Below are 23817 nucleotides of genomic sequence, written 5' to 3' on the forward strand. Positions count from 1 at the left end.
TGAACATTTAACTTAACTTTTAATACTTAAGAGAGCTCTCAATGAAAGAAATCCGATCTTTTGTGAAATCTGCGTCATTATCTGAATTAGAAAAAGCAAAACAGCTAATTGACACAGCAATCGAGAAATATACTCAACAGCAAGAAGCTAAAAAAGAAGTACTCGATCTACTAAAAGAAAAAGGACTTACATTAGAAGATTTACAAGATGTTGCTTCAACAGATAAGCGTACTAAGGTAAAACCAAAGTACCGCATCGAATTTAATGGCGAAATTGTTGAATGGACAGGCCGTGGCAAACGTCCTAAAGCATTCCAAGGTGTCGATTTAACAAAACACCTCGCTTAATTTTTGCTTTAAAGAATATCAAGGGAAGCGTATGCTTCCCTTTTTTATGTCGATTATAGTCCGATAACATGAAGTACGTACTCAGACCCTACCAACAAGAGGCCGTAGCACGCACGGTTGCTCACTTTCGACAAACAGATGACGCCGCACTGATTGTTTTACCAACAGGGGCTGGAAAAAGTCTTGTTATTGCTGAACTTGCGCGCATTGCTAAACAAAAAATTATGGTGCTCGCGCATGTTAAAGAGTTAGTAGAGCAAAACGCCGAGAAATATATTAGCTTTGGTTTTAAGGCGAGTATTTTTTCTGCGGGGTTAAAGCAAAAGTCTTTAACAGAGCAAGTCACCTTTGCGAGTGTGCAATCACTGGCACGCAATACAGAAAAGCTCACTGATGCTTACTCTTTGTTGATCATTGATGAATGCCACCGTGTAAGCGGTGATGAACAAAGCCAGTACGGGCTGGTGATAGCGAGTCTAAAAAAACAAAATCCCAATCTTAAAGTACTTGGCTTAACCGCAACACCATTTCGTATGGGGATGGGTTGGGTTTACCATCATCACTATCATGGTTTTGTTAGAGGTGATAAAGATGCACCGTTTAAGAAGTGTATTTTTGAGCTACCACTGCGCTATATGATCAAGAACGGCTATTTAACGCCGCCCCATGAAGTCGATGCAGCCATTAGCCATTATGACTTTTCATCATTACCGAGTGATTCATTTGGTCGGTATAGTATTGAGAATATGAATGCGTTATTGAAAGATAATACACGCGCAACAAAAGCGATTATCAAGCAAGTTATAGAATACAGTGAACAGCGTCATGGCGTGATGATCTTCGCAGCAACCGTAATGCATGCCAAAGAAATTACCAGTTACTTACCTGAGGATAGTACGGCACTTATCACGGGTGATACTGATAATAACGAGCGTGACCGAATTATTAATCAATTTAAAGCAAAAAAAATAAAGTATTTAGTAAATGTATCTGTACTCACGACGGGTTTTGATGCGCCTCATGTCGATTATATTGCGATTCTACGTCCCACCGAGTCGGTCAGTTTATACCAACAGATTGTTGGCCGAGGCCTTCGTTTAAGCGAAGGAAAAAAAGACTGCTTAGTTATTGATTATGCAGGTAACGGCTTTGATTTATTTTACCCTGAAGTAGGGAGTAAAAAAGCGCAAAGTGATAATGAGCCTGTTCAAGTGCTGTGTCCAGGCTGTGGATTTGCGAATATTTTTTGGGGTAAAACAGACAGCGAAGGCAAAGTGGTTGAGCATTTTGGTAGGCGTTGCCAAGGCTTGCTGGACGATGGTGAAGAACAAGTACAGTGCGATTATCGTTTTCGATTTAAAGAATGTGAGCAGTGTGGTGAACAAAATGATATTGCTGCAAGGCAGTGTCAGTCCTGTGGTGCCATGATGGCAGACCCGGATGATAAACTACGAGAAGCACTAAATTTAAAAGATGCCTTGGTATTAAGGTGTAGTGGTTTGTCAGCTCAGGTACTCGCAAAAGGTTTACTTAAAATTAGCTATTATGATGAAGATGGAGCCAGTTGTGATGAGGTATTTAACTTAGCAAATGACACCGGACGATTTATTTTTAATAAGCAGTTTGGTAAGCGAGCAGCACCAGGTTTTACCCCAATGGATTGGCAAAGTGCGGAGCAAGTTGTCAATTTACAACAGCAACTACTGGCACCCGATTTTGTGATTGCGCGTAAAAATAAAAAATACGGTTGGAAAGTGGCTGAAAAGCTATTTGATTATCAGGGCAATTTTCGTAAGGCGAATCAATTAAATTGATCCCCTTACGAGATTATGGGAATGGCTTATTCTTCTTCGGCCATCAACCCCCAACCATCACCATAGCCATTATGGCCATTAGCGATGCTTTCTAAGTATTGTTCAGTTTGGCTAAGTAAAGTGTGATCTGGCACCATCTTCACACGAGTAATTACTTCCCACACCCCTGTATCTGGGCATTTGGCTAACTCTGTTGAAGGGGCAAGTTCATCACTTGTAATGGCTTCAGCAAATTTTTCTGCTTCAGGCTTTTGTTCAAAAAGAATATAGAAATCGATAGTTTGCATACTGGTTAAATCGACACCAGCGTCAGCAATTTCAGCTAATAATTGACCGTTTTCGTCATCAGGGAAGTGCATTTAGTCGCTCATTCATTATAAATCTAGGTATTATCCGCTATTGTAGCGAAAATAATTGTTTAACGCGTACTAATTTTAACATTTCAATTATGTCAGTGGCTATGGCACTGTGCTAGTATCATTTTGTACTCACTTTAGATTATGACTCTTCCAAAAAAGTAAGGATATTTTTTGTATACTCGGCATTTCTTTTTTGTCTTTGTGTTTATCTGCTTTTCATACAGCCAGCACGCAATTAGTGCCTCAACTGTTATTAAAGATTATAAAATTCAAGGGATCAGTGATGATCTCGAAAAAAACGTTGAGCTTTACATTAAGCAACTGGTCGATGAAAAAACTTCTAAGGCATTAAGGCGTCACGCTAAAAGCCAAGTTGAAATGAGTTTAAAGGCGCTTGGTTATTATAAGCCGATAATCAAAATTAGTTTCGATGATGCTCAGCAGCTTTTAATTGTTGATGTTCAACGTGGTCCTGCTACCCGAATTGCAGATATTAACGTGACTATCACGGGCGCTGGTAAAGATGACGCTGAGTTCATGTCTGCCGTCAACAGCATCAAAATCAAACAAGGTGACTTTTTAAATCACGGTAAATATGAGGCTGCAAGAAAACGTATTGAAAGCCAACTATTAGACTTAGGTTATTTTGATGCAAAATGGCATGAGCATAAATTGGCAGTTTCACTAAAAAATAATAGCGCAAAAGTCATTTTCAATGTCGATACTGGGCCCCGTTATCAGTTTGGTGACATCACAATTGGTAGTGAGACTCCAGCCGAAAAATACATTCGTTCGCTGGCTGAATTTAAACAAGGTCAGCCTTATAAAGCGACCGAGATTTCTGATTACAACTTAGCACTGTCGAGTACCCCTTACTTTGCGAGTGTTCGTGTGTATGCAGACATCGCAAAGCGTAAAAATAACCAAGTCCCTGTCAACGTTGATGTGTTACATAAGCCTGCCAATAGTTATGAAGTAGGTGGCGGTTATAGCACTGACCTTGGACCAAAAGTCCGTTTCAAATGGACCAAGCCTTGGATCACTGAAGATGGCCACTATTTAGAAAGTAACCTCAATGTATCTGAGCGCCAGCAAGATATTTCACTTGGCTATACGGTGCCAGTTGACGACCCTAATGATGATCTTTGGCGCTTTTCTGTGGGTTACAAGCTCGAAGATGAATTAACCAATGATTTATACAGCCGTATATTCACGGGGCAGCTTCAGCGGCAGTGGCTCACTGATGACGATTGGGTACGTACTGCTTTTTTAAGACGCGATTACGAGACCTATCGAATAGGGGATGAAGAACAAAGCGCAAAAATGCTGATGCCAGGTATTAGTTATGCCAAAAAAGACACCGAGGGGGGCACAACGCCTTATGAAGGTTATCAATGGATGATGTCAGTAGAGTTTGGTTTAAAAGATATGATGTCTTCAACCAATATTTTGCGCTTACAACTGCAAAATGCCTGGTTAACTACTTTTGCAGATCGCCATATGCTGTTTTTAAGAGCCAACCTAGGTGCCATGCTGGTCGATAATATAAATGATGTGCCGTTATCACTGCGTTTTTATGCCGGTGGTGATCAGAGTGTACGTGGTTTTGCCTATGAATCTATCTCCCCTGAAAATGAGGAAGGGCGCTTAATTGGTGGTAAATATTTAATGAGCGGCACTGTTGAATATAACTATCAATTTGCTGAGCATTGGCGCGCAGCTTTATTTGTCGATAGTGGTACTGCGACAAATGATTTTAGTGACCGCGTTGAAGTAGGTGCCGGTTTTGGTGTTCGGTATTTAACGCCGGTTGGCCCTGTGCGAATCGACCATGCTTGGGGTTTAACAAAAGAAAGTAAAAGTACCCGATTAAGTATTACCATAGGGCCTGAAATCTAATGAAGATGTTAAAAAAGATAACCAAGGTTCTATCAATCACGTTGGCAAGTTTGCTAGTTATTGTGTTTTGTTTGTTATTCACCGCACCCGGTAATCACTTTATTGCATATACAGCGAATAAGTTAGTTGATGGCTTAAAAATCAACCTGCCATCTGGGCGTTTTTTATATAACGATGCGTTTGATGTTCACTTTGAAAATCAAGGTATCAAGCTTGATGCAAAGCAGCTAAAAATTGATTTATTCTGGTGGCGTTGTGATGGTATCTGCCTAGATAATTTAAGTGCCCAGTCGATTGATCTAAGCATTAAAAGCCAAGCTGTATCAACTGAGCAGAGCACTGAAGCAGAGCCTGAAGCAGAGCAAGCTGGTCAAATCAACTTACCAATGAAAGTTGCTGTTAAGCGAGTTGCAATTAATCGCTTTAATCTTGCGCATCCGAGTGCCGACGTAACAGTCAACAAATTAAACTTAAGTGGTCGCGGCGAAGCATCGGATATTACAGTGGATACACTGACCATTGCTGATGTTGCTGTGATGCTACACGAAGCAAAAGAGCAGCCTAAATCAGCCCCATTAACAGATCTGCCAGCATTACCAGCAATTGATATTACGCTACCGATTAATATTGAGTTAAAGCAATTTCAAATCAGTAAAGTTGCTGTTACCCCTTATGGTGCTGAAGAGGCTCAGCTTGTAGAAAATATCGAATTAGTTGCGTCTGCTAAGGGGAGCGATATTAATCTTGAAAAGCTTGCTGCAAGTTATCAGCAATGGCAATTGCACTCTAATTTAATGGCAGAGCTTTCTGGTGAAAATACAATTGAGGGAGCAGTGTCTGTAAAAAGCACTGAGCATCAAGCTAAGTTATCGCTTTCAGGCCCGCTTGAGGATTTAACGTTAGATTTAGTAATGCAAGGAACATACCCAGCAGAGTTAAAAGGGGCTGTGAACCTAAAACAAACAAATTACCCATTTGATTTAACAGGCCAGATAGCAAAGTGGCAAATTACGACAGATACACAACAGTTGCAATTATCAGACTTTGATTTAAAAGCGAAAGGCCATGCCGATGCTTATGCTGTCGATTTGAGCTTAGTCACGCAGTTAGGTGCATTACCTGCGATGACCGTGAAATCGCAATTACAGGGTAGTTTAACAAACGCAAAACTTGAGCAGTTAAGCCTAAATGCGAATGATAGTAAAGCAGACATTAACGCATCAGTTGATTGGTCGAACGGGGTAAAAAGCGAGTTTAAAGGGGTTTTAAGCCACTTAAAAGCCCAATACTTAACGGATGCACTAAGCAGTGATTTATCTGGTGAATTTAGTGGTTCATTTAATTTACAGGCAGGTGAGTGGCAGCTTGTCTTAGATAACACGCAATTAAATGGTTCAGTTAATGAAGTGCCAGTGACCTTGTTGTCGGATTTTGAATTTGATAGCAGCCTGCATGCGAGTTTTAAAAAACTTGAAGTGAAAAGCGGTAAAAATGAAATTGCGCTATCGGGACAGGTTGATGACGTATGGCGTGTAGACGGTAAATTGCGTCTAGATGCCAGTGGTCAAGATATCTTGCCTATCCAAGGCAAGGGCTTTGCAGATTTGAGCTTACGTGGTGAGCGTCTTGCGCCAACGGTTGATTTAAATCTAGTTCTTAATACATTGAGCTATCAAGATATTCAGGTTGATGGTTTAACATTAAAAGGGCAATTTGATTACGCTGCAGACTGGCAAACGGATGTGTCACTGGTGCTTGATTCTGCATCTGTTAGCGAACACAAAATTAATCAAATTGAGTTAGATGCCAGTGGCGATAAAACAGATCACCATTTAACTTTTTTACTCGATGCAGATCAAGGCAAGGCATCATTTGATGTAGACGGTAAATTCAATAAAGAGACCTGGCAAGGTGCGCTGAGCCAAATTCTTGTTACCGATAATCAGGTGCGCTTTGGCACTAATAAGCCAGTTAATATTCAAGTGAATACCAAAACCTTTGACTTTAATGTAGGCGCGCATTGCTGGCAAAGTGATAACTCAAAACTATGCTTTGAGACCTTGCAGCAAACTAAGCAATTAGGCCAGTTAAATGCACAGCTTGCAGCGCTCTCAATTGCTGAATTTAAACACTTCTTACCTGATAACTTGAAAGTAACTGGCGATGCAAACGGCGAGTTTGTTGCTAATTGGAATAAAGGTGCATTGAAAACGATTCGTGCCAATATCAAAACCAACCAGCTTGAAGCATCTTTAATTGATGACGCAAATGTTTATAAGTTACCGATAGAGGTTTTAGATATCTCGGCAATGAGTGATGCGCAAATGGGTAAACTTAATGCCACTATTGATTCATCTGTATTAGGTAAAGTGACGTCAGAGCTCAACATTGATGATATTCAAAATCAACAGACCTTAGCGGGCGACTTGGTTATTGAGAAAATTGAGTTAACAAACCTACGCCCTTTTATTGCTTCACTTGAGCAATTAACAGGCGACATAAAAGGCCGGTTAGCAATCGCAGGTACTTTAAAAGAGCCATTACTCAATGGTGATTTTGATGTCGAAAATATCAATCTAGAAGGGGCAACCTTGCCGGTATCGCTGCAAAACTCTTATGTGAACATTGCCTTTAATAACCAAAGTGCGAAGCTCACAGGCGAGCTCAAAGACACCGAAGGGGGCGCGCTTAATTTATCTGGCGGTGTTGACTGGCAGCAAGATTTACCGGACGTTGACGTGAAGTTAAACGGTAAAGAGTTTTTTGTACGTGCTCAGCAAGATGTCACCTTTAAAGTGTCTCCAGACTTAACTATGTCGTTAAAAAATAATGCGTTTACTCTTGATGGCCAAGTCGTCGTGCCATGGGGACGTATTGCGATTGAAGAGCTACCAGAAGGTGCTGTGCAAGTCAGCGATGATGAAGTCATTGTTGATATTGAGCAGCAACAGTCAGAAAAAGTCCCCTTTGACTATGCTATTAACTTAAAGGTGTTGGTTGAGAATGATGTGCGCGTTGACTCGTTTGGCTTACAGTCGAAAGTTGAAGGCGACTTAAACATTAGCATGGACCAAGTTACGCCGATGATAGCAACGGGTGAGTTGAACCTAGTTCAAGGTACCTATCGTGCTTTTGGTCAAGACTTGCAAATTCGTACTGGTCAGGTGGGCTTTAGCGGTTCAATTGATAAACCGTACTTGAACATTAAGGCAATTCGTAATCCAGACAACACCTCAAATGGCGTGATTGCGGGTATTACCTTAACTGGTAATGTTGAACAGCCTTCATTAAAAGTATTCTCAGAGCCTGCGATGGACCAAGCCCAAGCATTGGCTTATTTATTAAATGGGCAACCTCTTGATGAAGGAGATAGTTCAACCGATGCGATGCTCACCCAATTATTGCTTGCCCAAGGTGTAAACCGTAGTGAGGGTGTGGTATCTAAAATTGGTGAAAGCTTTGGTTTGTCTGATGTCAGCTTAAGTTCAAGCGGCAGCGGGGATGACACCAAAGTCGAAATATCTGGTTACGTTACTCCGGGTATTCAAGTGAAATACAGTGTCGGCATTTTTGATTCACTAAGTGAAGTGGCAGTTCGTTATCAATTGTTGTCGCAATTGTATATTGAGGTCACCAGCGGCCTTTATCAAAATGTTGATATTCTTTATAAATTTGATTGGGACTAATACCTCTACTTGTGACCAAACATCGCTTTTACTTGCTTATTAGGGCATAAGTTAATAGGCTGAATTGTCAATTACTTAAAAGATAATAACAATGAAATTAAGTCTATTAACTCTGTGCCTTGGCGTAGTTTTAGCTGCACCAATTGCTGCAAAAGAAACAAGTCAAAAACGCTCCGCTGGCGAAATCATTACAACCGCAAGCAGTAGTGAGTGGCGAAAAGTCAGTGCCGAAAACGTCATTAAATTAACCTTACCTACGGGGGCTGCTTATATCGAACTCAACGATACACTAGCTCCCATTCATGCAAATAACATGCGACAGCTTGCCAAAGAAGGGTTCTATCAAGGCCTAAGTGTGTATCGATTTGTTGAAGGGTTTGTCGCGCAGGGCGGGGATGCCAGCGAAAGTAAACCCGTTAAAAATGCCAAAAAAGGGTTACCCGCTGAGTTTTATCTACGCACTGAGACTCCATTAGCGATTACAGAGCTTAAAGGGCCTGATGGCTATGCCGCTAAAACGGGCTTTTTAAATGGCTTTGCTGTGGCACAAAACCAAGACCAAACCGAAACATGGCAGGTACATTGCCCAGGAATTTTTGCCATGGCCCGCGGTAATGATATCAATTCCGGTGGTACCGAGTTTTATGTCACCATCGGCAATAGCCAGCGCTATTTAGACCGTAATATCACCGTGTTTGGTCGCGTTTTAGAAGGCATGGAGCATTTTAATCTATTGCAGCGTAAAGCGACTGAAGGTCAGGCATTTAATCCCATCACAGATATGCAAGTATTAGCAGATATTAAAGACACAGATAACAGTGAATTTCGGGTGATGAAAACAAACTCAAATGCATTTAAAGACCTCATCGAAGCGCGTAAAAATCGAGTAGAAGAATGGTTTGTTGAAAGCCCTGACTACATCGATGTTTGTGCAATGCCAATTCCAACCGAACGGATTATGCCAACTCGCAATAATACTTAATCATTTTGAGGGATTAAACCTGTCGCTAACTGCGTTAAAAATCTCTCATTTACGACTGCATGGATGCAGGAGGTAGAGCAATGCAGGAGCAATTGCCGAGAACAACTAAATAACGAAATTTTTGCCTTGTTATCAACGAGATTTTATTGCCTCAAAACTGTCCACTTAATTAAGCGAATTGGCATAAATAAAGCCATGACCACCTGATAGATTATTTGATACAATATCAGTCTATTGGTTAAGAAATATAAGGGTATCGGGTGGTTAACCTAGGTCCGCTGTTCGGCGAATTAAAAACGTGTTTACGCAAAGATCAATTCATCTTCAAAAAACGCCTTCATGGCATTAAAAAAATCAACGATGAAACTAAGCAAGCAAACATAGCGCAAAAAATAGCAGAAGATATTAGTCGTTCGCAGCAATTGCGCGAGCAACGTTTGGCTGCATTGCCTAAAGTGACCTACCCAGAGCAACTTCCTGTTAGCCAAAAGAAAGATGACATTAAACAGGCGATTGCCAATAACCAAGTGGTGATCATTGCCGGTGAAACTGGCTCTGGTAAAACGACGCAGATCCCAAAAATGTGTTTAGAGCTTGGCCGCGGTGTTGATGGATACATTGGCCACACCCAGCCTCGCCGACTCGCGGCTCGAAGTGTCGCGAATCGTATTGCAGAAGAAATGCAATGCGAGCTAGGTCAACAAGTGGGTTTTAAAATTCGTTTTAGTGACCAAGTTTCTGACAATAGCTATATTAAATTGATGACAGACGGTATTCTGCTGGCTGAAATTCAACAAGACAGATACCTAAATCAGTACGATACTATCATCATCGATGAAGCCCACGAACGTAGCCTGAATATCGATTTCATCTTAGGCTATTTAAAAAATTTACTGCCAAAACGTCCTGACTTAAAAGTTATTATTACCTCAGCGACGATTGACCCAGAGCGTTTTTCTAAACATTTTGATGATGCACCCATCATCGAAGTATCCGGTCGAACTTTCCCAGTAGAGGTTCGTTATAGACCAACCACTGAAATCAACAAAGACGAGATGGAAGCGGATGGTGACCAATTACAGGGGATTTTTGATGCCGTTGATGAGCTGTGCGATGAAGGCCCCGGCGATATTCTGATTTTCATGAACGGTGAGCGAGAAATTCGCGATACCGCTGATGCGTTATCAAAGCGAAATCTCAAAGGCACTGATGTTTTACCGCTTTACTCGCGTTTATCAAACGCTGAACAAAACCGAATTTTTGCGCCGCATAGCCGCCGTCATATTATTTTAGCTACCAACGTGGCTGAAACATCACTAACGGTGCCGGGTATTCGCTATGTTATCGACCCAGGTACCGCGCGCATCAGCCGTTATAGCTACCGTACTAAGGTACAACGATTACCGATTGAGCCTATTTCACAAGCCAGTGCCAATCAGCGAAAAGGCCGCTGTGGTCGTATAGAAGCGGGTATCTGTATTCGTTTATATAGCGAAGAAGACTTTAACTCGCGTCCAGAGTTTACTGATCCTGAAATTTTACGCACCAACTTAGCCTCTGTTATTTTGCAAATGCTTGGCTTAGGGCTTGGCGACATGCAACAGTTCCCGTTCGTGCAAGCGCCGGATAGCCGTAATATCAACGATGGTTTAACGCTACTCGAAGAACTCGAAGCCATTAAGCCAGCTAAACGCCATAAAAAGACTGAGCTTACTAAATCAGGCAGAAGCTTAAGCCGTTTACCGGTTGATCCACGTTTAGCGAAAATGGTGCTGACTGCCGATGGCTTAGGTGCACTGCGTGAAGTGATTATTATAGTTGCGGCATTGTCTATTCAAGACCCAAGAGAGCGACCACAGGAAAAACGCGGTGCAGCGGATGAAAAGCATGGCCGTTTTGATGACCCTGATTCAGATTTTATCGCCTTTTTAAATCTGTGGAATTACCTTGAAGAGCAGCAATCTGAATTGAGCAATAGCCAGTTTAGAAAGTTATGCCAAAAGGACTTTTTAGCCTATATGCGTATTCGCGAATGGCAAGATATTGTTTATCAGCTATCAACGGTATGTAATGAAATGGGCATGAAGGCCACTACCAATGTTGCTGATAGCGAGCGAATTCATCAATCTTTATTAAGCGGTATGTTAAGCCATATTGGTTTTAAAGATGAAAAACAAATTTATAAAGGCGCCCGCAACAGTCAATTCCATATTTTCCCAGGTTCAGGATTATTTAAAAAGAGCCCAAAATGGATTATGTCGGCAGAGCTTGTTGAGACCAGTAAGCTTTATGCGCGGATCAACGCGCGCATAGACTTGAAATGGGTTGAAGGCTTTGCACAGCATTTAGTCAAGCGCAGCTACAGTGAACCGCATTGGGAGAAAAAGCCAGGTGCAGTTATCGCGTTTGAGCAGCAAACCTTGTATGGCCTATTAATTGTTAATAAGCGCCGCTGTGTGTATAGCAATATTGATCCAAAAGTAAGTCGCGAATTGTTTATTCGCACCGCTTTAGTAGAGCAAGAACTGGGTCAAAATGAAGGCTTTTTACAATATAACCAAGAGTTAATTGAAGATATTCAGGTACTCGAAAATAAATCTCGCCGCCGTGATATCTTAGTTGATGAACAAACCCTATTTGAATTCTACGACAAGAAAATTCCACAAGATGTAAATAATCGTGCTGCGTTTAATAAGTGGTGGAAAGGGCAAAAGCAAAAAGATAAGCGCTTTTTGCACATGTCTCGAGAAGAGTTAATGCAGCATGGTGCCGATCATGTTACCGAGTTCGATTACCCAGATACATGGCAGCAAGAGAACTTATTATTACCACTAGCATATCACTTTGATCCAGGGCAAGCCGTTGATGGTGTTGCGGTACAAATTCCGGTAGCGCTGTTAAACCAAGTTCAAGAAACCGGTTTTGATTGGCACATTCCTGCATTTAGGCATGAGTTAATTTGTGCGCTTATCAAGTCGCTACCAAAAACGATTCGTCGCAACTTTGTGCCTGCGCCAAACTACGCCGATGCGGTACTTGCTGCAATTGAGCCGATGCAAGGTAACCTAATTGATGCAATTAGCACACGTTTATTGCGCATGACAGGAGTGCGTGTTGAACCTGATGCATGGGATTTATCAACCCTTGCTCCGCATTTACGCTTACAGTTTGAAGTGCGCGATGAACACGATAAGTTACTCGCTCGTGGTTTAAATCTATCTAAGCTAAAAGCACAGTTACAAGGTAAGGTAACGGATACCTTATCGAAAGTAGCCGACAAGGGCATAGAGAAAGCTGATTTAACCGAGTGGAGCTTTGGTGAGCTACCAAGTTCTTACGTGAAAAAACAAGGTCAATACGAGATTAAGGCGTTTCCAGCGCTGGTGGATAAAAAAGACTCAGCAGCGGTTGAGCTATTTGATAATGAACACAAAGCACAGCAGGCGCACCAACAAGGTTTACGCCGCTTAGTGTTATTAAACGTGCCATCACCGATTAAGTATTTACAACAAAACTTACCGAACAAATCTAAATTAGGCTTGTACTTTAATCCGTTTGGTAAGGTCAATGACTTAATTGATGACTGTATTGCTGCAGCCGTCGATAGCTTATTAATTAAATATGGCAATATCCGCACTGCAGATGCATTTGAAAAAGCGAAAGAGCAAATTCGTGGTGAGCTTGGTGATACGGTTGTTGAGATCGCTACCCAAGTAGAGCAAGTGCTGAGTATTGCTCATGGTTTAAATAAACGTATGAAAGGACGCGTTGATTTAACCATGATCACGGCGCACGGTGATATTAAATCACAGTTACAAAGCTTAGTTTTCAAAGGCTTTGTTAGCCAGCACGGCGCAGCAAAAATGACAGATTTAATTCGTTACTTAAAAGCCATTGAACGCCGCCTAGAAAAGCTCCCTGTTGATCCTAACCGTGATAGGTTGTGTGTGCTTGAGCTTGAAAAAGTAGCTGAGCAATATCAAAAATTAGCGAACAAAATCCCTAAGGGCATGCCAATTCCTGAAGAGATCAGTGCGATATTTTGGATGCAGCAGGAGTTACGTGTTTCTTTATTTGCACAAACACTAGGGACGCCTTATCCTGTATCTGCTAAACGTGTTTTAAACGCAATCAAAGAATGTGAGTTATAATACTAAGGAATGAGCAATGAGGTTAGCGCCTCCTTGCTTTAAGTTACAAACACAGATGCTAAAAGGAGATTATGTGGGCATTGAAAAGGAAAGACCGATCTCAGTTCCTGAGCGTACGGTAAATCGACCGCGTCCAACCATTTTGGTCGTCGATGATGAATATTTTAATTTTGAAATGCTCAAAGCAAGCCTTGGGGATGAGTTTTCATTAAGTTATGCAAACTCAGGCGCATCGTGTTTAACTTCAGCCATTGCGGAGCCGCCAGATGCTATACTACTAGATGTTTGTATGCCTGGCTTAGATGGTTATGATACTTGCCGCTTACTAAAAAACACCCCAGAAACAGAGCAGATTCCTGTTGTCATGGTGTCTGGCCTTGAAACCGAGCTTGAACAAAAAGCGGGGTTTGATGCCGGGTGCGACGCCTATGTAGTGAAGCCTTTTTCTGTTAAAACATTAATAGAGAAAATAAAAACACTGGTATAGGAGGCCATATGTTTCATGAGGAGAAACGCGACTTTCGCCGCATGCAAATTCATACCCCTGCAAAACTGATCCCATTAGATGTTGTTAATGGTGAAGAAATTCAGGCTATGTGCACTGATTTAAGTGCAACTGGGCTGGCAATACACCTTGATGAAGTTTTAGAAATAGGCAGTCTGTATCGGGTGTTAATTGCTTCGACTAGCACGGCAATTACTTCATTTGATGCGACAGCCCGTGTGATTCGAGCAACCAAGGAGCAAGATGGCTCCTTGAGTGCCGGTTTAGAAATTGTAAGTTTTAACTAGTAAACCTTACAAATTAAGCCTTTAAGATAAAAGCCTTCTGGGTAGCTGCCAGCAATAGGGTGGTCGGCAGCTTGGTTTAGCCGCTCCATAATTAATAAGTCTTTACCTGCATCAAGGGCAGCATCCGCAACTACTTTTTGAAATAAATTTTGTTCCATTAATCCAGAGCACGAGAAAGTGAGTAAGGTTCCACCTGGTTTTAAGATCTGCATCGCAATCATATTAATATCTTTATAACCACGACATGCACCGGTTAATTGCGCTTTGTTGTCAGCAAATTTTGGTGGATCCATAACGATAGTATCAAATTGCACACCTTCATCACGGTATTGGCGCAATAACTTAAAGACATCTTGTTTCACGAAATCAACTTTAGATAAATCAAGGTTGTTATGCTCAACGTTACGCTTTGCCGTATCAAGTGCTGGCTGTGACACATCGACGTTAGTAACGTGCTTACAACCGCCACGCAAAGCATAGAGCGAGAAAGTACCTGTATAGCTAAAGCAGTTTAATACTGTTTTGTCTTTAACAAAGCGCTCAAGGGCTGCACGGCTATCACGTTGGTCTAAGTAAAAGCCAGTTTTGTGGCCTTCAAGAATGTCTACTTCGAGTTTTAAGCCATTTTCTTCAATGACGACTGGCTCTGTTGGTTCTTTTCCCCAAAGTACGCCCTTGATTGGCTCAAGGCCTTCTTTAGTACGAACATCAACATCTGAACGTTCATAAATATCGCAGCCTGGGAAAATAGTCATTAGTGCAGCAACAATTTCACCTTTATGGCGCTCTGCACCGGCACTAAGCAGTTGGCACACCAGTACATTATCAAATTTATCGATAGTGATGCCTGGCAAGTAGTCAGACTCAGCAGCGCTTAAACGAAAACCCGTTAAGCCGCCTTCGCTGATCACCTGTTCGCGCGCATCATAGGCACGGCGCAAACGCTTTTCAAAAAATGCTTGGTCAATGATATCGTTTTGGTCGAAGCTCCATACGCGAGCGCGAATTTGCGATTGCGGGCTGTAAGCTGCAATCGCTAAAAACTTACCGTCATTGTCATAGATAGTGACAGTGTCACCTAGTCCTGGCTTACCTTTTACTTTTTTAATGGCTTTTGAGAACACCCACGGGTGTTTTCTTTTTAGTGATTTTTCTCGTCCAGCTTGCAGGTAAATAGCAGATGACATAGGGATTCTCGCGTCAAACAAAAGGGGGCATAGTTTAATGAAGCACTGGCAAACATACAATGAATGTTTTGAACAAATCCAGCAACCACGCTAAAGTAAGCATAATTTCAATCAGTTAATGGTGATAGCCAGTATATGCAGCCAGAAATAGACTTTGCAGCTTTAGAAACTCAGTGTCGAGACTTTATTTTGTCTTTACTCCATGCCGATGTCGCACACGATATTAGTCATATTGAGCGAGTAGTGAGGGTTGCAAAACAGTTATGTATTGCCGAGCAGGCAGAAATGGCTGTGGTGTTACCCGCAGCTTGGTTACATGATTGTGTTGCGGTTGCTAAAAACCACCCAGACAGGGCAAAAGCATCGACCATGGCCGCAGACAAGGCGTTAAGCTTTTTAGCTTCAATTAATTATCCTGAGCAGTATTTTAGCGCTATTCATCATGCTATTGCGGCACATAGCTTTAGTGCCAATATCAAAGTACAAAGTGTTGAAGCGCAAATAGTGCAGGATGCAGATCGAATGGATGCATTAGGTGCAATCGGTGTGAGTCGCTGTATGAAAGTAGGGGGCTCAATTGGTCGCTACTTGTATCATAAAGACGACCCATTTTGTTTAAACCGCGAACCTGACGATACAAAATATACCCTCGATCATTTTTTCATTAAGTTGTTGCACATTAGCGAGAGTATGAACACGCCATCAGCAAAAGATGAAGCCAAAAGACGCACAGATTACATGCTCGAATTTTTAGAGCAGTTAAAAACCGAAATTGGTGAGTAACATGGCTATTCCATCTTTACATGGTGTTGATCATTGCCACTTAAATGTTGATGATTTATCGGCTGCGATAAAGTGGTATCAGCAAGTACTAGGCTTTAATGTTGTACCAGAGCTTGCTTTTTGGGATGAAGGAAAAGGCCCTTTAACCTTAGAGGACCAAGCAAAGACAATTCGTTTAGCACTCTTTGAAGCAGACGGTAGAAGCAAAGGTATTGCTTTTGGCGCAAATGCAGCACAGTTTTTAGCCTGGCTTGAGCATCTCGCTCAGTTTGATGTTAAAACATTTGTTGCTGACCACGGTGTTACTTATTCAATGTATTTTAAAGATTGTGCTGGTAATAGCCACGAAATTACTTCGCATGATTACGATGCAATTAAAAAAGGCCTCAAATGAGACCTAAGATATTAGCTCGTATAAGTATTTTTTATTTCTATTATGTTGTCTATCTGACCTATAAATAAATCAATAAGCTGTGGATCAAAGTGCTTACCGGCTTCGTCTTTTAATAAATCGAGAGCTTCTTCAACTGACCAGGCTTTTTTATAAGGGCGTTTTGAGGTTAAAGCATCAAACACATCTGCAATTGTGACAATACGCCCTTCTATACTGATCTCTTCGGCTTTCAGGCCATACGGATAACCCGTGCCATCCCATTTTTCATGGTGTTCAAGGGCAAGCTTATGAGCAAGCTGTAATAGCGGCGAAGTTGAGTTCTCTAAAATCTTCGCGCCGATTAAGGCATGTTGTTTCATGTGCTCGTATTCGTTTTCGTTTAAGCGCCCAGGTTTTAAAAGTACTGAATCAGGAATACCTATCTTACCGACATCATGCATAGGCGCTGCCTGTTTAAGCTGTTCGGCTTCGTACTCACTCATGCCATAGGCAAGGGCGAGTACTTTACTGTAACGGCTCATTCTTGCAATGTGCTCACCAGTGTCGGTGTCTTTATATTCTGCAGCGCGGCCTAAACGTTGGATCAAATCAATATGGGCTAATTGCAGTTGTTCAGCTTGCACTAAAGATAAATGATTTTTAACCCGTGCTCTGACAATCGCAGGGCTAATTGGTTTGGTAATATAATCGACTGCACCTAGAGCAAATCCTTCAGACTCATCCTGCTCATGAGAAAGTGCGGTAACAAAGATAACAGGAATATGAGCGGTTTTAGGGTTTGCTTTTAACACTTTACAGACTTCGAAACCGCTCATATCTGGCATCATAATATCGAGCAAAATCAACTTAGGAGGTTCATTCTCAATGAGCTGAAGAGCAAGCTCGCCAGATTTTGCAAACGATAAGCGATAATCGTTAGCGAGTACTTCACGGATCACTTTTAAATTGGCTGGTTCATCATCGACGACCAAAATTCTTGCACGTTCTGAGATTTGCGTCATAGGTGTTCCTTAGCAGCTTGGAGAGTATGCTTTAAAGCTGATAAAGCAGTGCTTGCTGCATCAAAGTCAAAGTTTTCAAAATGTGCACAAATTTCAACAACCTGATCTTGGTAGGTTGCCGGTGCTTGGGATTGCACCTGGCTTAATAAATCATCGTCTATTTCTGCATGCTCAGCTTGCGCTTGCAGTGCCTCAATTTGGCTAATAAATGCGCCCAATGACATTTCGTGTATAGGTTGCTGTTGTGAACTAGACTGCGGCTGTTCTTCAAGTAATGCAATTAGCGTTTGCCACTCTTGTTCGCACTCGGCAATGAGTGTGGGGAAGCTTTCCTTTTCACGTTCCTTCTCAGCATTCGATAACAAGTATAGTAATTTTGCGAGTGATAAATTACCTGCAACCCCTTTAAGAGTATGCAAAATTGCTTTTTGTTCGTCTTCACTGAGTTTCTGTTCCTTCAGTCGTAGAATACTCTGTTGATGATTACTAAGGAATAAGCCAATTTCCGTATTTAACTTCTCTTTAGTGCCCCACATCAAAACACCTTTGTCGTAGTTGATGTGTTTTTTATCATCACCGCTTTTATTGCTAGTGACTTTATTTATTTCTAAGCCAAGTACTTTCGCAATTTCATGGTTCAGCTGGTTAATATCAACCGGTTTATTTGCAAAGCCATTCATACCGGCTTGCTTTGTGGTTATTTTATCTTGTTGTAAAACACTTGCCGTCAACGCGATGATAGGTGTAATTTTTAAGCATCTTACTTTCTCTATTTCGCGAATTTCTTTACATGCCGTAATGCCGTCACATTCCGGCATGTGAATATCCATTAAAATCACATCAAAACTTTGCTGCTCAAATGCTGCAATGGCTTCAAGGCCATTTTGAGCCGTACTAATGGTGTGCCCAGCTTGCGATAACAAAATGTTCAGTAGCTCAACATTTTGCTCAATGTCATCAACCACTAATATGCGAAGTTTTGGTAAGTTTAATTGATTGCAAGTTAAGGTATCGACTTGGCTGATATCACCTTCTTGTAATGGTAGGGTAAAGTAGAAGCAGCTGCCTTTGCCTTCTTCACTGATAGCGCCAATTGAACCACCCATTAATTCAACAAGCTGCTTACTAATAGTAGTACCAAGGCCAGTGCCGCCGAAACGGCGTGTCATGGTACCATCGGCTTGTTCAAATGGCTGGAAAATAGCGTCTAAGCGATGCTTGGCTATGCCAATTCCGCTGTCTTGTACTTCGAAAAACAATTGTTTATTTTGAGTTTGACTCACTGTAATTGTAACAGACCCTTGCTCTGTAAACTTAATGGCATTACCTATGAGGTTATTCATCACTTGGCGAATGCGAGACTCATCGCCAATATAAATAGGCGCAACACTATCAGCGATAATCAAATCAAGCAGAATATCTTTACGCTTAGCCTCGAGCCAAAAGGTCGAGACGATATTGTCGAGCAAGGCTTGTAAGTTAAAGTGCTCAGCCTGAATATCGAGTTTGCCTTTTTCTAACTTTGCAGAATCTAGTACTTCATTGAGCAAATGCAGCAGTGAACGAGCTGACTTATTCACAGTAATGATATGCTTTTGTTGCTCTTTACTGAGTGGGCTATCCATTAATATGTCGCTAAAGCCGATTATGGCATTCATTGGCGTGCGTATTTCATGGCTCATATTTGCCATAAATGATTGTTTTGCTTGTGCTGCAGCTTCAGCTTCTTGTTTTGCTTTTTTGAGTGATTCTTCATATTCGTGACGAGCGGTGATATCGATAAGTACACCATCGATCCACTTTTGTTCAGAATCACTACTTTCATTAATTGTTCCTTGGTCTAAAACCCACACAACGTTTCCATTTCGATGGCGAATACGGTACTCAACCGCATATTGGTTTTTTTCAGCTATGGCTTTTTCCATAACTTCATCAATATGCGCTACATCATCGTTATTAATGATTTGAGCAAATGTAACTGTGCCATCGGTAAACTCTTCAGGGCTGTAACCAGTTAAGTCAGCAACACTGGGGCTTATAAATTTCATTGTCCAGTGCTCATCTAACAAACAACGAAATACAGCGCCGGGAGTATTGTTCATTAAGGTACGATATTGCTTTTCTTTTTCTTCGAGACTTTGCTGCAGTGCACGTTGCTCAGTTAAGTCGGTTATAAAGCCTACAAACAATGTTTCTGCGTTAGGTTGTTTTACTTCCCCAAGCCCAAGTCGAATCGGGAATAAATGACCATCTTTATGTTTTGCAAATACATTGCGGTTAACGCCAATCACTTTTTTAACTTGATGTCTGCTACTGTCAGCTAAGTAACCATCATGTTGCGCGGCTATATCGTCGTTCATTAATAGTTTTACGTTTTTACCCAGCACTTCGTCTTGTCGCCAACCAAAAATAGTTTCTGCGGATTTATTAAAGCTTAAAATAATGCCATGAATATTAATTGTTACGATGCCATCTATTGCAGTGCCTAAAATGGCATCCAAGCGCGACTCTTCTGCTGATTTTTCTGCCAGTAATAAGCGAAAACGTACCATGCCGTTAATGATACCAACCAGAGCGGTTAATAATACGGTGGCAAATGAAACGCTAATGGCGATAAAAGTGAGTTGTGAGGTTTGAACGTTTTCAGATAACAAAGGTGAGGTTGCAACAAAGCGAGTGGCGGCCATTCCCATATAGTGCATACCAGCCACAGCAAAGCCAAAGATAATGGCGCAAATGACGCGGGTTTGTAACACAGTGAGTTTTTTAAAATACTCACCTAGGTGAAAGCGCGCATATAGGCCGACAAAAGATAATGCAACAGCGACCACAATAGATGCTGCAAACCAAGCTGGGTCGTAGCGAAGCAGCGGACTCATTTGCATGGCAGCCATCCCCGAGTAGTGCATCGCACCAATGCCAGAGCCAAGTAATACAGAGCCTATGAGTAGCTTTATTGTTGTTGGTATTTGCTTTAAATCTTTGCGTTTCAAAAATGAAAATGCGGTATAGCAGGCTAAAAATGCAGGAATAAATGAAAAAAATGTCAGTGTAGGGTCGTACTCCACGGTGGTGCATAATGAAAAAGCTAGCATGCCGATAAAGTGCATACTCCAAATCCCACCTGACATCACCAAGGCACTTGTTGCACTACCTAACCTTCGGTACGAATCAAATTGAGTTCTATTTGCTAGATCAATGATATGGAGTGAAAAATAAGCAGCAAAAATAGCCGTAGCAATAGAAAGAGCAACTAAGCTTGGATCATAGACACCACTTACAATTAAGCTGGGGTCTTGATCGGTGATAAAAAATTTCGCGAGCATAATATTTTTTTGAAACGGCTTGTTATAGCAGTCTAATACAAATTGTTCTGAATTTAGAGAAAAACCTATCACTTAAGTACGTAGGATTCAAAACCTTGGCTATATTTAATTAAAAAGGAGTAGTTCGAGGTGGGTAGATGAGAAGAACCGAGCAAACATTAGTTGAGCAAATGCAGATTAATGATGTAGAAATCCAACACAGAATGAGCTTATTAGGGCTGACTTCAAATAGTCTGTCATCTCTTTTGAACTATAAACCTATAATCGAATCAGCCATCGAAAATGTAGTGAATGAGTTTTACAAAAAACAAACTGAAGTGGATGAAATTTCGTTATTAATTGGTGATGCAGATACTTTAACCCGGCTAAGAGATGCGCAAAGGCAGTATATCATCGATTTATTTTGTGGTCGCTACGAGCATGAATATGTTAATAACCGTCTACGTATTGGAATGGTACATAAGCGTATTGGTGTTGAACCAAAGCTTTACTTATCGGCAGTGTGCACTTTAAAAGAACTAATTTTTAATGTACTTCGCACCAAAATAAGCGATCAAGAAGAATTAAATCATACCCTTAACATCATTGATAAATTAATTTACTTTGATACGACATTGGTCTTTGATACTTATATCGACAGCTTAGTGGGCGAAATTGAAAATGCGAAACGCCGCACCGAAGTGTATGCAAAAGGCCTTGAAGAAAAAGTCGCTCAGCGTACTCAAGAACTTGAGAAGCTAGCTAAGCTTGACCCACTTACTAATCTCTATAATCGGCGAGTCATGCAAGAGTTACTACAACGCGACCTTGCCAGAGCCAGACGTCACAAATCACCATTAACGGTTGTTTATTTTGATTTAGATGACTTTAAGTCAGTAAATGACACACAAGGTCACTTAAAAGGCGACGAAGTCCTTAAATATATAGGGCAATACTTACTTGAAAATATTCGCGAGATTGATATACCGTGCCGTTATGGCGGCGATGAATTTTGCATCATCTTACCCGATTGCGAGTTAGATAGCGCCTTTACTATTTGTGAAAAACTTATAGCCGCATTTGAACAACAATACCCTGAGCTTCATCTAAGTTTTGGTCTTATTGCAGCGCCTCTTGATAGCACGGTTGATGCAGAGGAGTTAATTAATCGTGCAGATAAAAAAATGTATCAGGCAAAAGAGCATAAGGGTTCATACATTATGCGTTAGCGGGTCATACGTTTTACAAAAACAACGACGAATAAAGCAAGCGAAAAGCTACCACAAAATGCTTCTATGGCTGCGATTAACCTCGAAAAACCTATTGGCGTAATGTCACCATAGCCAAGGGTTGTAAAAGTCACTACGCTGAAATAAAAACTATTTAGTAACGCCGATAAATTACTTTGAAATGAGTTTTCAAAGCTCAGTTGCATCACAGAATCTTGATAACTTACCCCAAATAAGAAATAACAAAATGCACAGCAAATAATGAGTGACAGGCTAAAGCGAATGACGTTTTCGGGCTTTTCGCCATAACCACATAGCATATCTATAAAGCTGGAAGTAATTTGCTTGGTTGAGCCTCTAGGATATTGTGCATGGCGCATTCTTAATTCTTTGTAGGTGAAGTTACCGGCGAGCTCAAAAAGCCCTTGATGTTCAGAGGCTTTTCTTAAATTGCGGTATATTTCTTCAGATTGCTCAAACAAGTCTCGTGCTTCAGCATGCTGCTTATTTTTACGTGCTTTAAATGCGGCTGATTCTTGTAATAATTGCTCGCCAAGCTCGATATTATCAATTCTGCTGTCGTTGAGCTTAATACCCAGTAAGTTGGTATTTCTTAAGTCACAGTAATGCAAACTTGCGCTATGTAAATTAGCTTTCATCAATGAGGCATTTGAGATTTTGTTATTAAATAAGTGAGCGCCCGTTAAATTCGCACGATAAAAATTACAATATGAGAGATCATAGCCATCTTCATCATCCTGCTTGATCAAGTTCAGCCCTGAAAGGTTCGCTCTTTTCAGTTGTAAGCCTTCTAACAAGCCACCTTTTTTTGCATAACGCTCTAATTTTTGGGTTAGATCTAGCCCTGATTTATCAAATTTACTATCATGCCAAAAGCAAAATCCAGAGCCCATATCTGTTTCTTGGCACTTGTTACCTGTTGGTGAGGTATAACTACAACATGGTTTGTCAGGCATAAGGATGAAAACTTATTTGTGAGTCATCTTTATAGATTAGCAGCTATTTAGCAGGGTAAAATGGAATCTCTTATTTTTATTAATCGAATTGGCTGACCTTTGTTGGATTACACCCTAAAGCGCAGTAAACGCAGAACCACAGTGGCAATAAAAGTTGCCCAGCAGAAACTCACCGTTTATGCGCCTTTTTATGTTCCACAAGCTGAAATAGATGCTTGGCTAAAGACCAAACAGGATTGGGTCGCTGAACAAGTAGCAAAGCAATCTATGCAAGCTGAGCGCCGTCAACTACCATTAGTAAACGCCACTATTAAGTTGTTTGGGCAAAACGTGCCGATAGTATTCGCTAAAGGCCCGAAAAGCATGTGGCAACAAGATGCACAGTCTCAGCTTACCTTATCAATATCATCACGTGTCAAACATCAAGAAGCTAACTACCTTGCATTACTTGAGCAGTTTTTACATGAAAAGCTTGAGAGCTATATCGAAATGCGTGTTCATGATTATTGTTTGCAGATGTCAGAAACATTACCGACAAAGCTTAAAATTCAACATTATAAGCGTCGTTGGGGCAGTTGTAATAAACGCCGCGAGCTGACTTTTAACTTACATTTAGCAAGTGCGCCAACCTGGGTGATTGATTATGTGGTTGTACATGAGCTTGCGCATCTTTTACATATGAACCATAGCGCTAAGTTCTGGCAACGTGTGAACCAGTTTTATCCAAATTATAAAAAAGCCGAGCAATGGTTAAAAGCAAATGGAAGTAGTTTGAGTTGGTAGATTAAGTTAGCGAGAGTAAAGTTAGAAAGAGTAAAGCTAGAAAGAGTAAAGAGTGGTGGAGGGAGCTGGATTCGAACCAGCGAAGGCTGAGCCGTCAGATTTACAGTCTGATCCCTTTGGCCGCTCGG

The 23817-nt window shown here is 41.2% G+C and carries 17 protein-coding genes; 12 read left to right on the forward strand and 5 right to left on the reverse strand.

The annotated features are described in order from the left end of the window. Positions 1-41: 41 nt before the first annotated feature. Both MTF66_RS34255 and MTF66_RS34260 read left to right on the forward strand, forming a co-directional pair. Entirely contained in the window at positions 42-347 is a 306-nt protein-coding gene (locus MTF66_RS34255; protein WP_054564036.1) for an H-NS family nucleoid-associated regulatory protein, read from the forward strand. A 68-nt stretch (positions 348-415) separates the two neighbouring features. Further along, positions 416-2161 (forward strand): DEAD/DEAH box helicase, encoded by a 1746-nt coding sequence (locus MTF66_RS34260; RefSeq protein WP_058583744.1) that lies wholly within the window; start codon positions 416-418, stop codon positions 2159-2161. A 26-nt stretch (positions 2162-2187) separates the two neighbouring features. Here MTF66_RS34260 and MTF66_RS34265 read toward each other — a convergent pair whose 3' ends face one another. Beyond that, entirely contained in the window at positions 2188-2520 is a 333-nt protein-coding gene (locus MTF66_RS34265) for a ribonuclease E inhibitor RraB (RefSeq protein WP_248530003.1), read from the reverse strand. Positions 2521-2691: 171 nt separating this feature from the next. Between MTF66_RS34265 and MTF66_RS34270 the strand changes: the two genes are divergently transcribed. From MTF66_RS34270 to MTF66_RS34295, 6 genes are all read left to right on the forward strand, one after another. After that, positions 2692-4419, forward strand: coding sequence for an autotransporter assembly complex family protein (locus tag MTF66_RS34270; protein ID WP_248530004.1), 1728 nt, complete (start codon positions 2692-2694; stop codon positions 4417-4419). Further along, complete coding sequence (locus MTF66_RS34275) at positions 4419-8105, forward strand: translocation/assembly module TamB domain-containing protein (protein ID WP_248530005.1); 3687 nt, start codon at positions 4419-4421, stop codon at positions 8103-8105. The genes MTF66_RS34270 and MTF66_RS34275 overlap by 1 nt, the downstream gene beginning before the upstream one ends. A gap of 91 nt (positions 8106-8196) precedes the next feature. Then, positions 8197-9087: a peptidylprolyl isomerase gene (locus MTF66_RS34280; RefSeq protein WP_248530006.1), complete on the forward strand. Its 891-nt coding sequence runs from the start codon at positions 8197-8199 to the stop codon at positions 9085-9087. Between the two features lie 260 nt (positions 9088-9347). Beyond that, positions 9348-13238, forward strand: coding sequence for an ATP-dependent RNA helicase HrpA (gene hrpA, locus MTF66_RS34285; RefSeq protein WP_248530007.1), 3891 nt, complete (start codon positions 9348-9350; stop codon positions 13236-13238). Between the two features lie 73 nt (positions 13239-13311). Next, on the forward strand, positions 13312-13725 hold the full coding sequence (locus MTF66_RS34290) for a two-component system response regulator (protein WP_282658903.1): 414 nt from the start codon (positions 13312-13314) through the stop codon (positions 13723-13725). Between the two features lie 8 nt (positions 13726-13733). After that, the gene (locus tag MTF66_RS34295; RefSeq protein WP_054564030.1) at positions 13734-14030 is read left to right on the forward strand and encodes a PilZ domain-containing protein; all 297 of its coding nucleotides are present in this window, start codon (positions 13734-13736) and stop codon (positions 14028-14030) included. On the opposite strand, the gene MTF66_RS34300 is transcribed toward MTF66_RS34295, so the two are convergent. After that, the gene (locus MTF66_RS34300; RefSeq protein ID WP_248530008.1) at positions 14027-15217 is read right to left on the reverse strand and encodes a class I SAM-dependent methyltransferase; all 1191 of its coding nucleotides are present in this window, start codon (positions 15215-15217) and stop codon (positions 14027-14029) included. The genes MTF66_RS34295 and MTF66_RS34300 overlap by 4 nt on opposite strands. 135 nt (positions 15218-15352) lie before the next feature. Between MTF66_RS34300 and MTF66_RS34305 the strand changes: the two genes are divergently transcribed. Next, positions 15353-16000, forward strand: a complete 648-nt coding sequence (locus tag MTF66_RS34305) for an HD domain-containing protein (protein ID WP_058583739.1) — start codon at positions 15353-15355, stop codon at positions 15998-16000. Then, on the forward strand, positions 15993-16394 hold the full coding sequence (locus MTF66_RS34310) for a VOC family protein (protein ID WP_248530009.1): 402 nt from the start codon (positions 15993-15995) through the stop codon (positions 16392-16394). The genes MTF66_RS34305 and MTF66_RS34310 overlap by 8 nt, the downstream gene beginning before the upstream one ends. Positions 16395-16405: 11 nt before the next feature. Here the strand turns inward: MTF66_RS34310 and MTF66_RS34315 are convergent, their stop codons facing one another. Next, complete coding sequence (locus MTF66_RS34315) at positions 16406-17395, reverse strand: two-component system response regulator (RefSeq protein ID WP_248530010.1); 990 nt, start codon at positions 17393-17395, stop codon at positions 16406-16408. Next, on the reverse strand, positions 17392-20721 hold the full coding sequence (locus MTF66_RS34320) for a PAS domain S-box protein (protein WP_248530011.1): 3330 nt from the start codon (positions 20719-20721) through the stop codon (positions 17392-17394). Before MTF66_RS34320 ends, MTF66_RS34315 begins: the two co-directional genes overlap by 4 nt. Positions 20722-20858: 137 nt before the next feature. On the opposite strand from MTF66_RS34320, the gene MTF66_RS34325 reads away from it, so the two are divergent. Then, complete coding sequence (locus MTF66_RS34325; RefSeq protein WP_248530012.1) at positions 20859-21929, forward strand: GGDEF domain-containing protein; 1071 nt, start codon at positions 20859-20861, stop codon at positions 21927-21929. On the opposite strand, the gene MTF66_RS34330 is transcribed toward MTF66_RS34325, so the two are convergent. Then, positions 21926-22906, reverse strand: a complete 981-nt coding sequence (locus tag MTF66_RS34330) for an ion channel (RefSeq protein WP_248530013.1) — start codon at positions 22904-22906, stop codon at positions 21926-21928. The two genes, MTF66_RS34325 and MTF66_RS34330, sit on opposite strands and share 4 nt — an antisense overlap. A 102-nt stretch (positions 22907-23008) precedes the next feature. Here MTF66_RS34330 and MTF66_RS34335 point away from each other — a divergent pair, with 102 nt between their 5' ends. After that, entirely contained in the window at positions 23009-23689 is a 681-nt protein-coding gene (locus tag MTF66_RS34335; RefSeq protein WP_248530014.1) for a M48 family metallopeptidase, read from the forward strand. Positions 23690-23817 lie beyond the last annotated feature (128 nt).

It is taken from the genome of Pseudoalteromonas sp. 2CM39R, assembly GCF_023161845.1.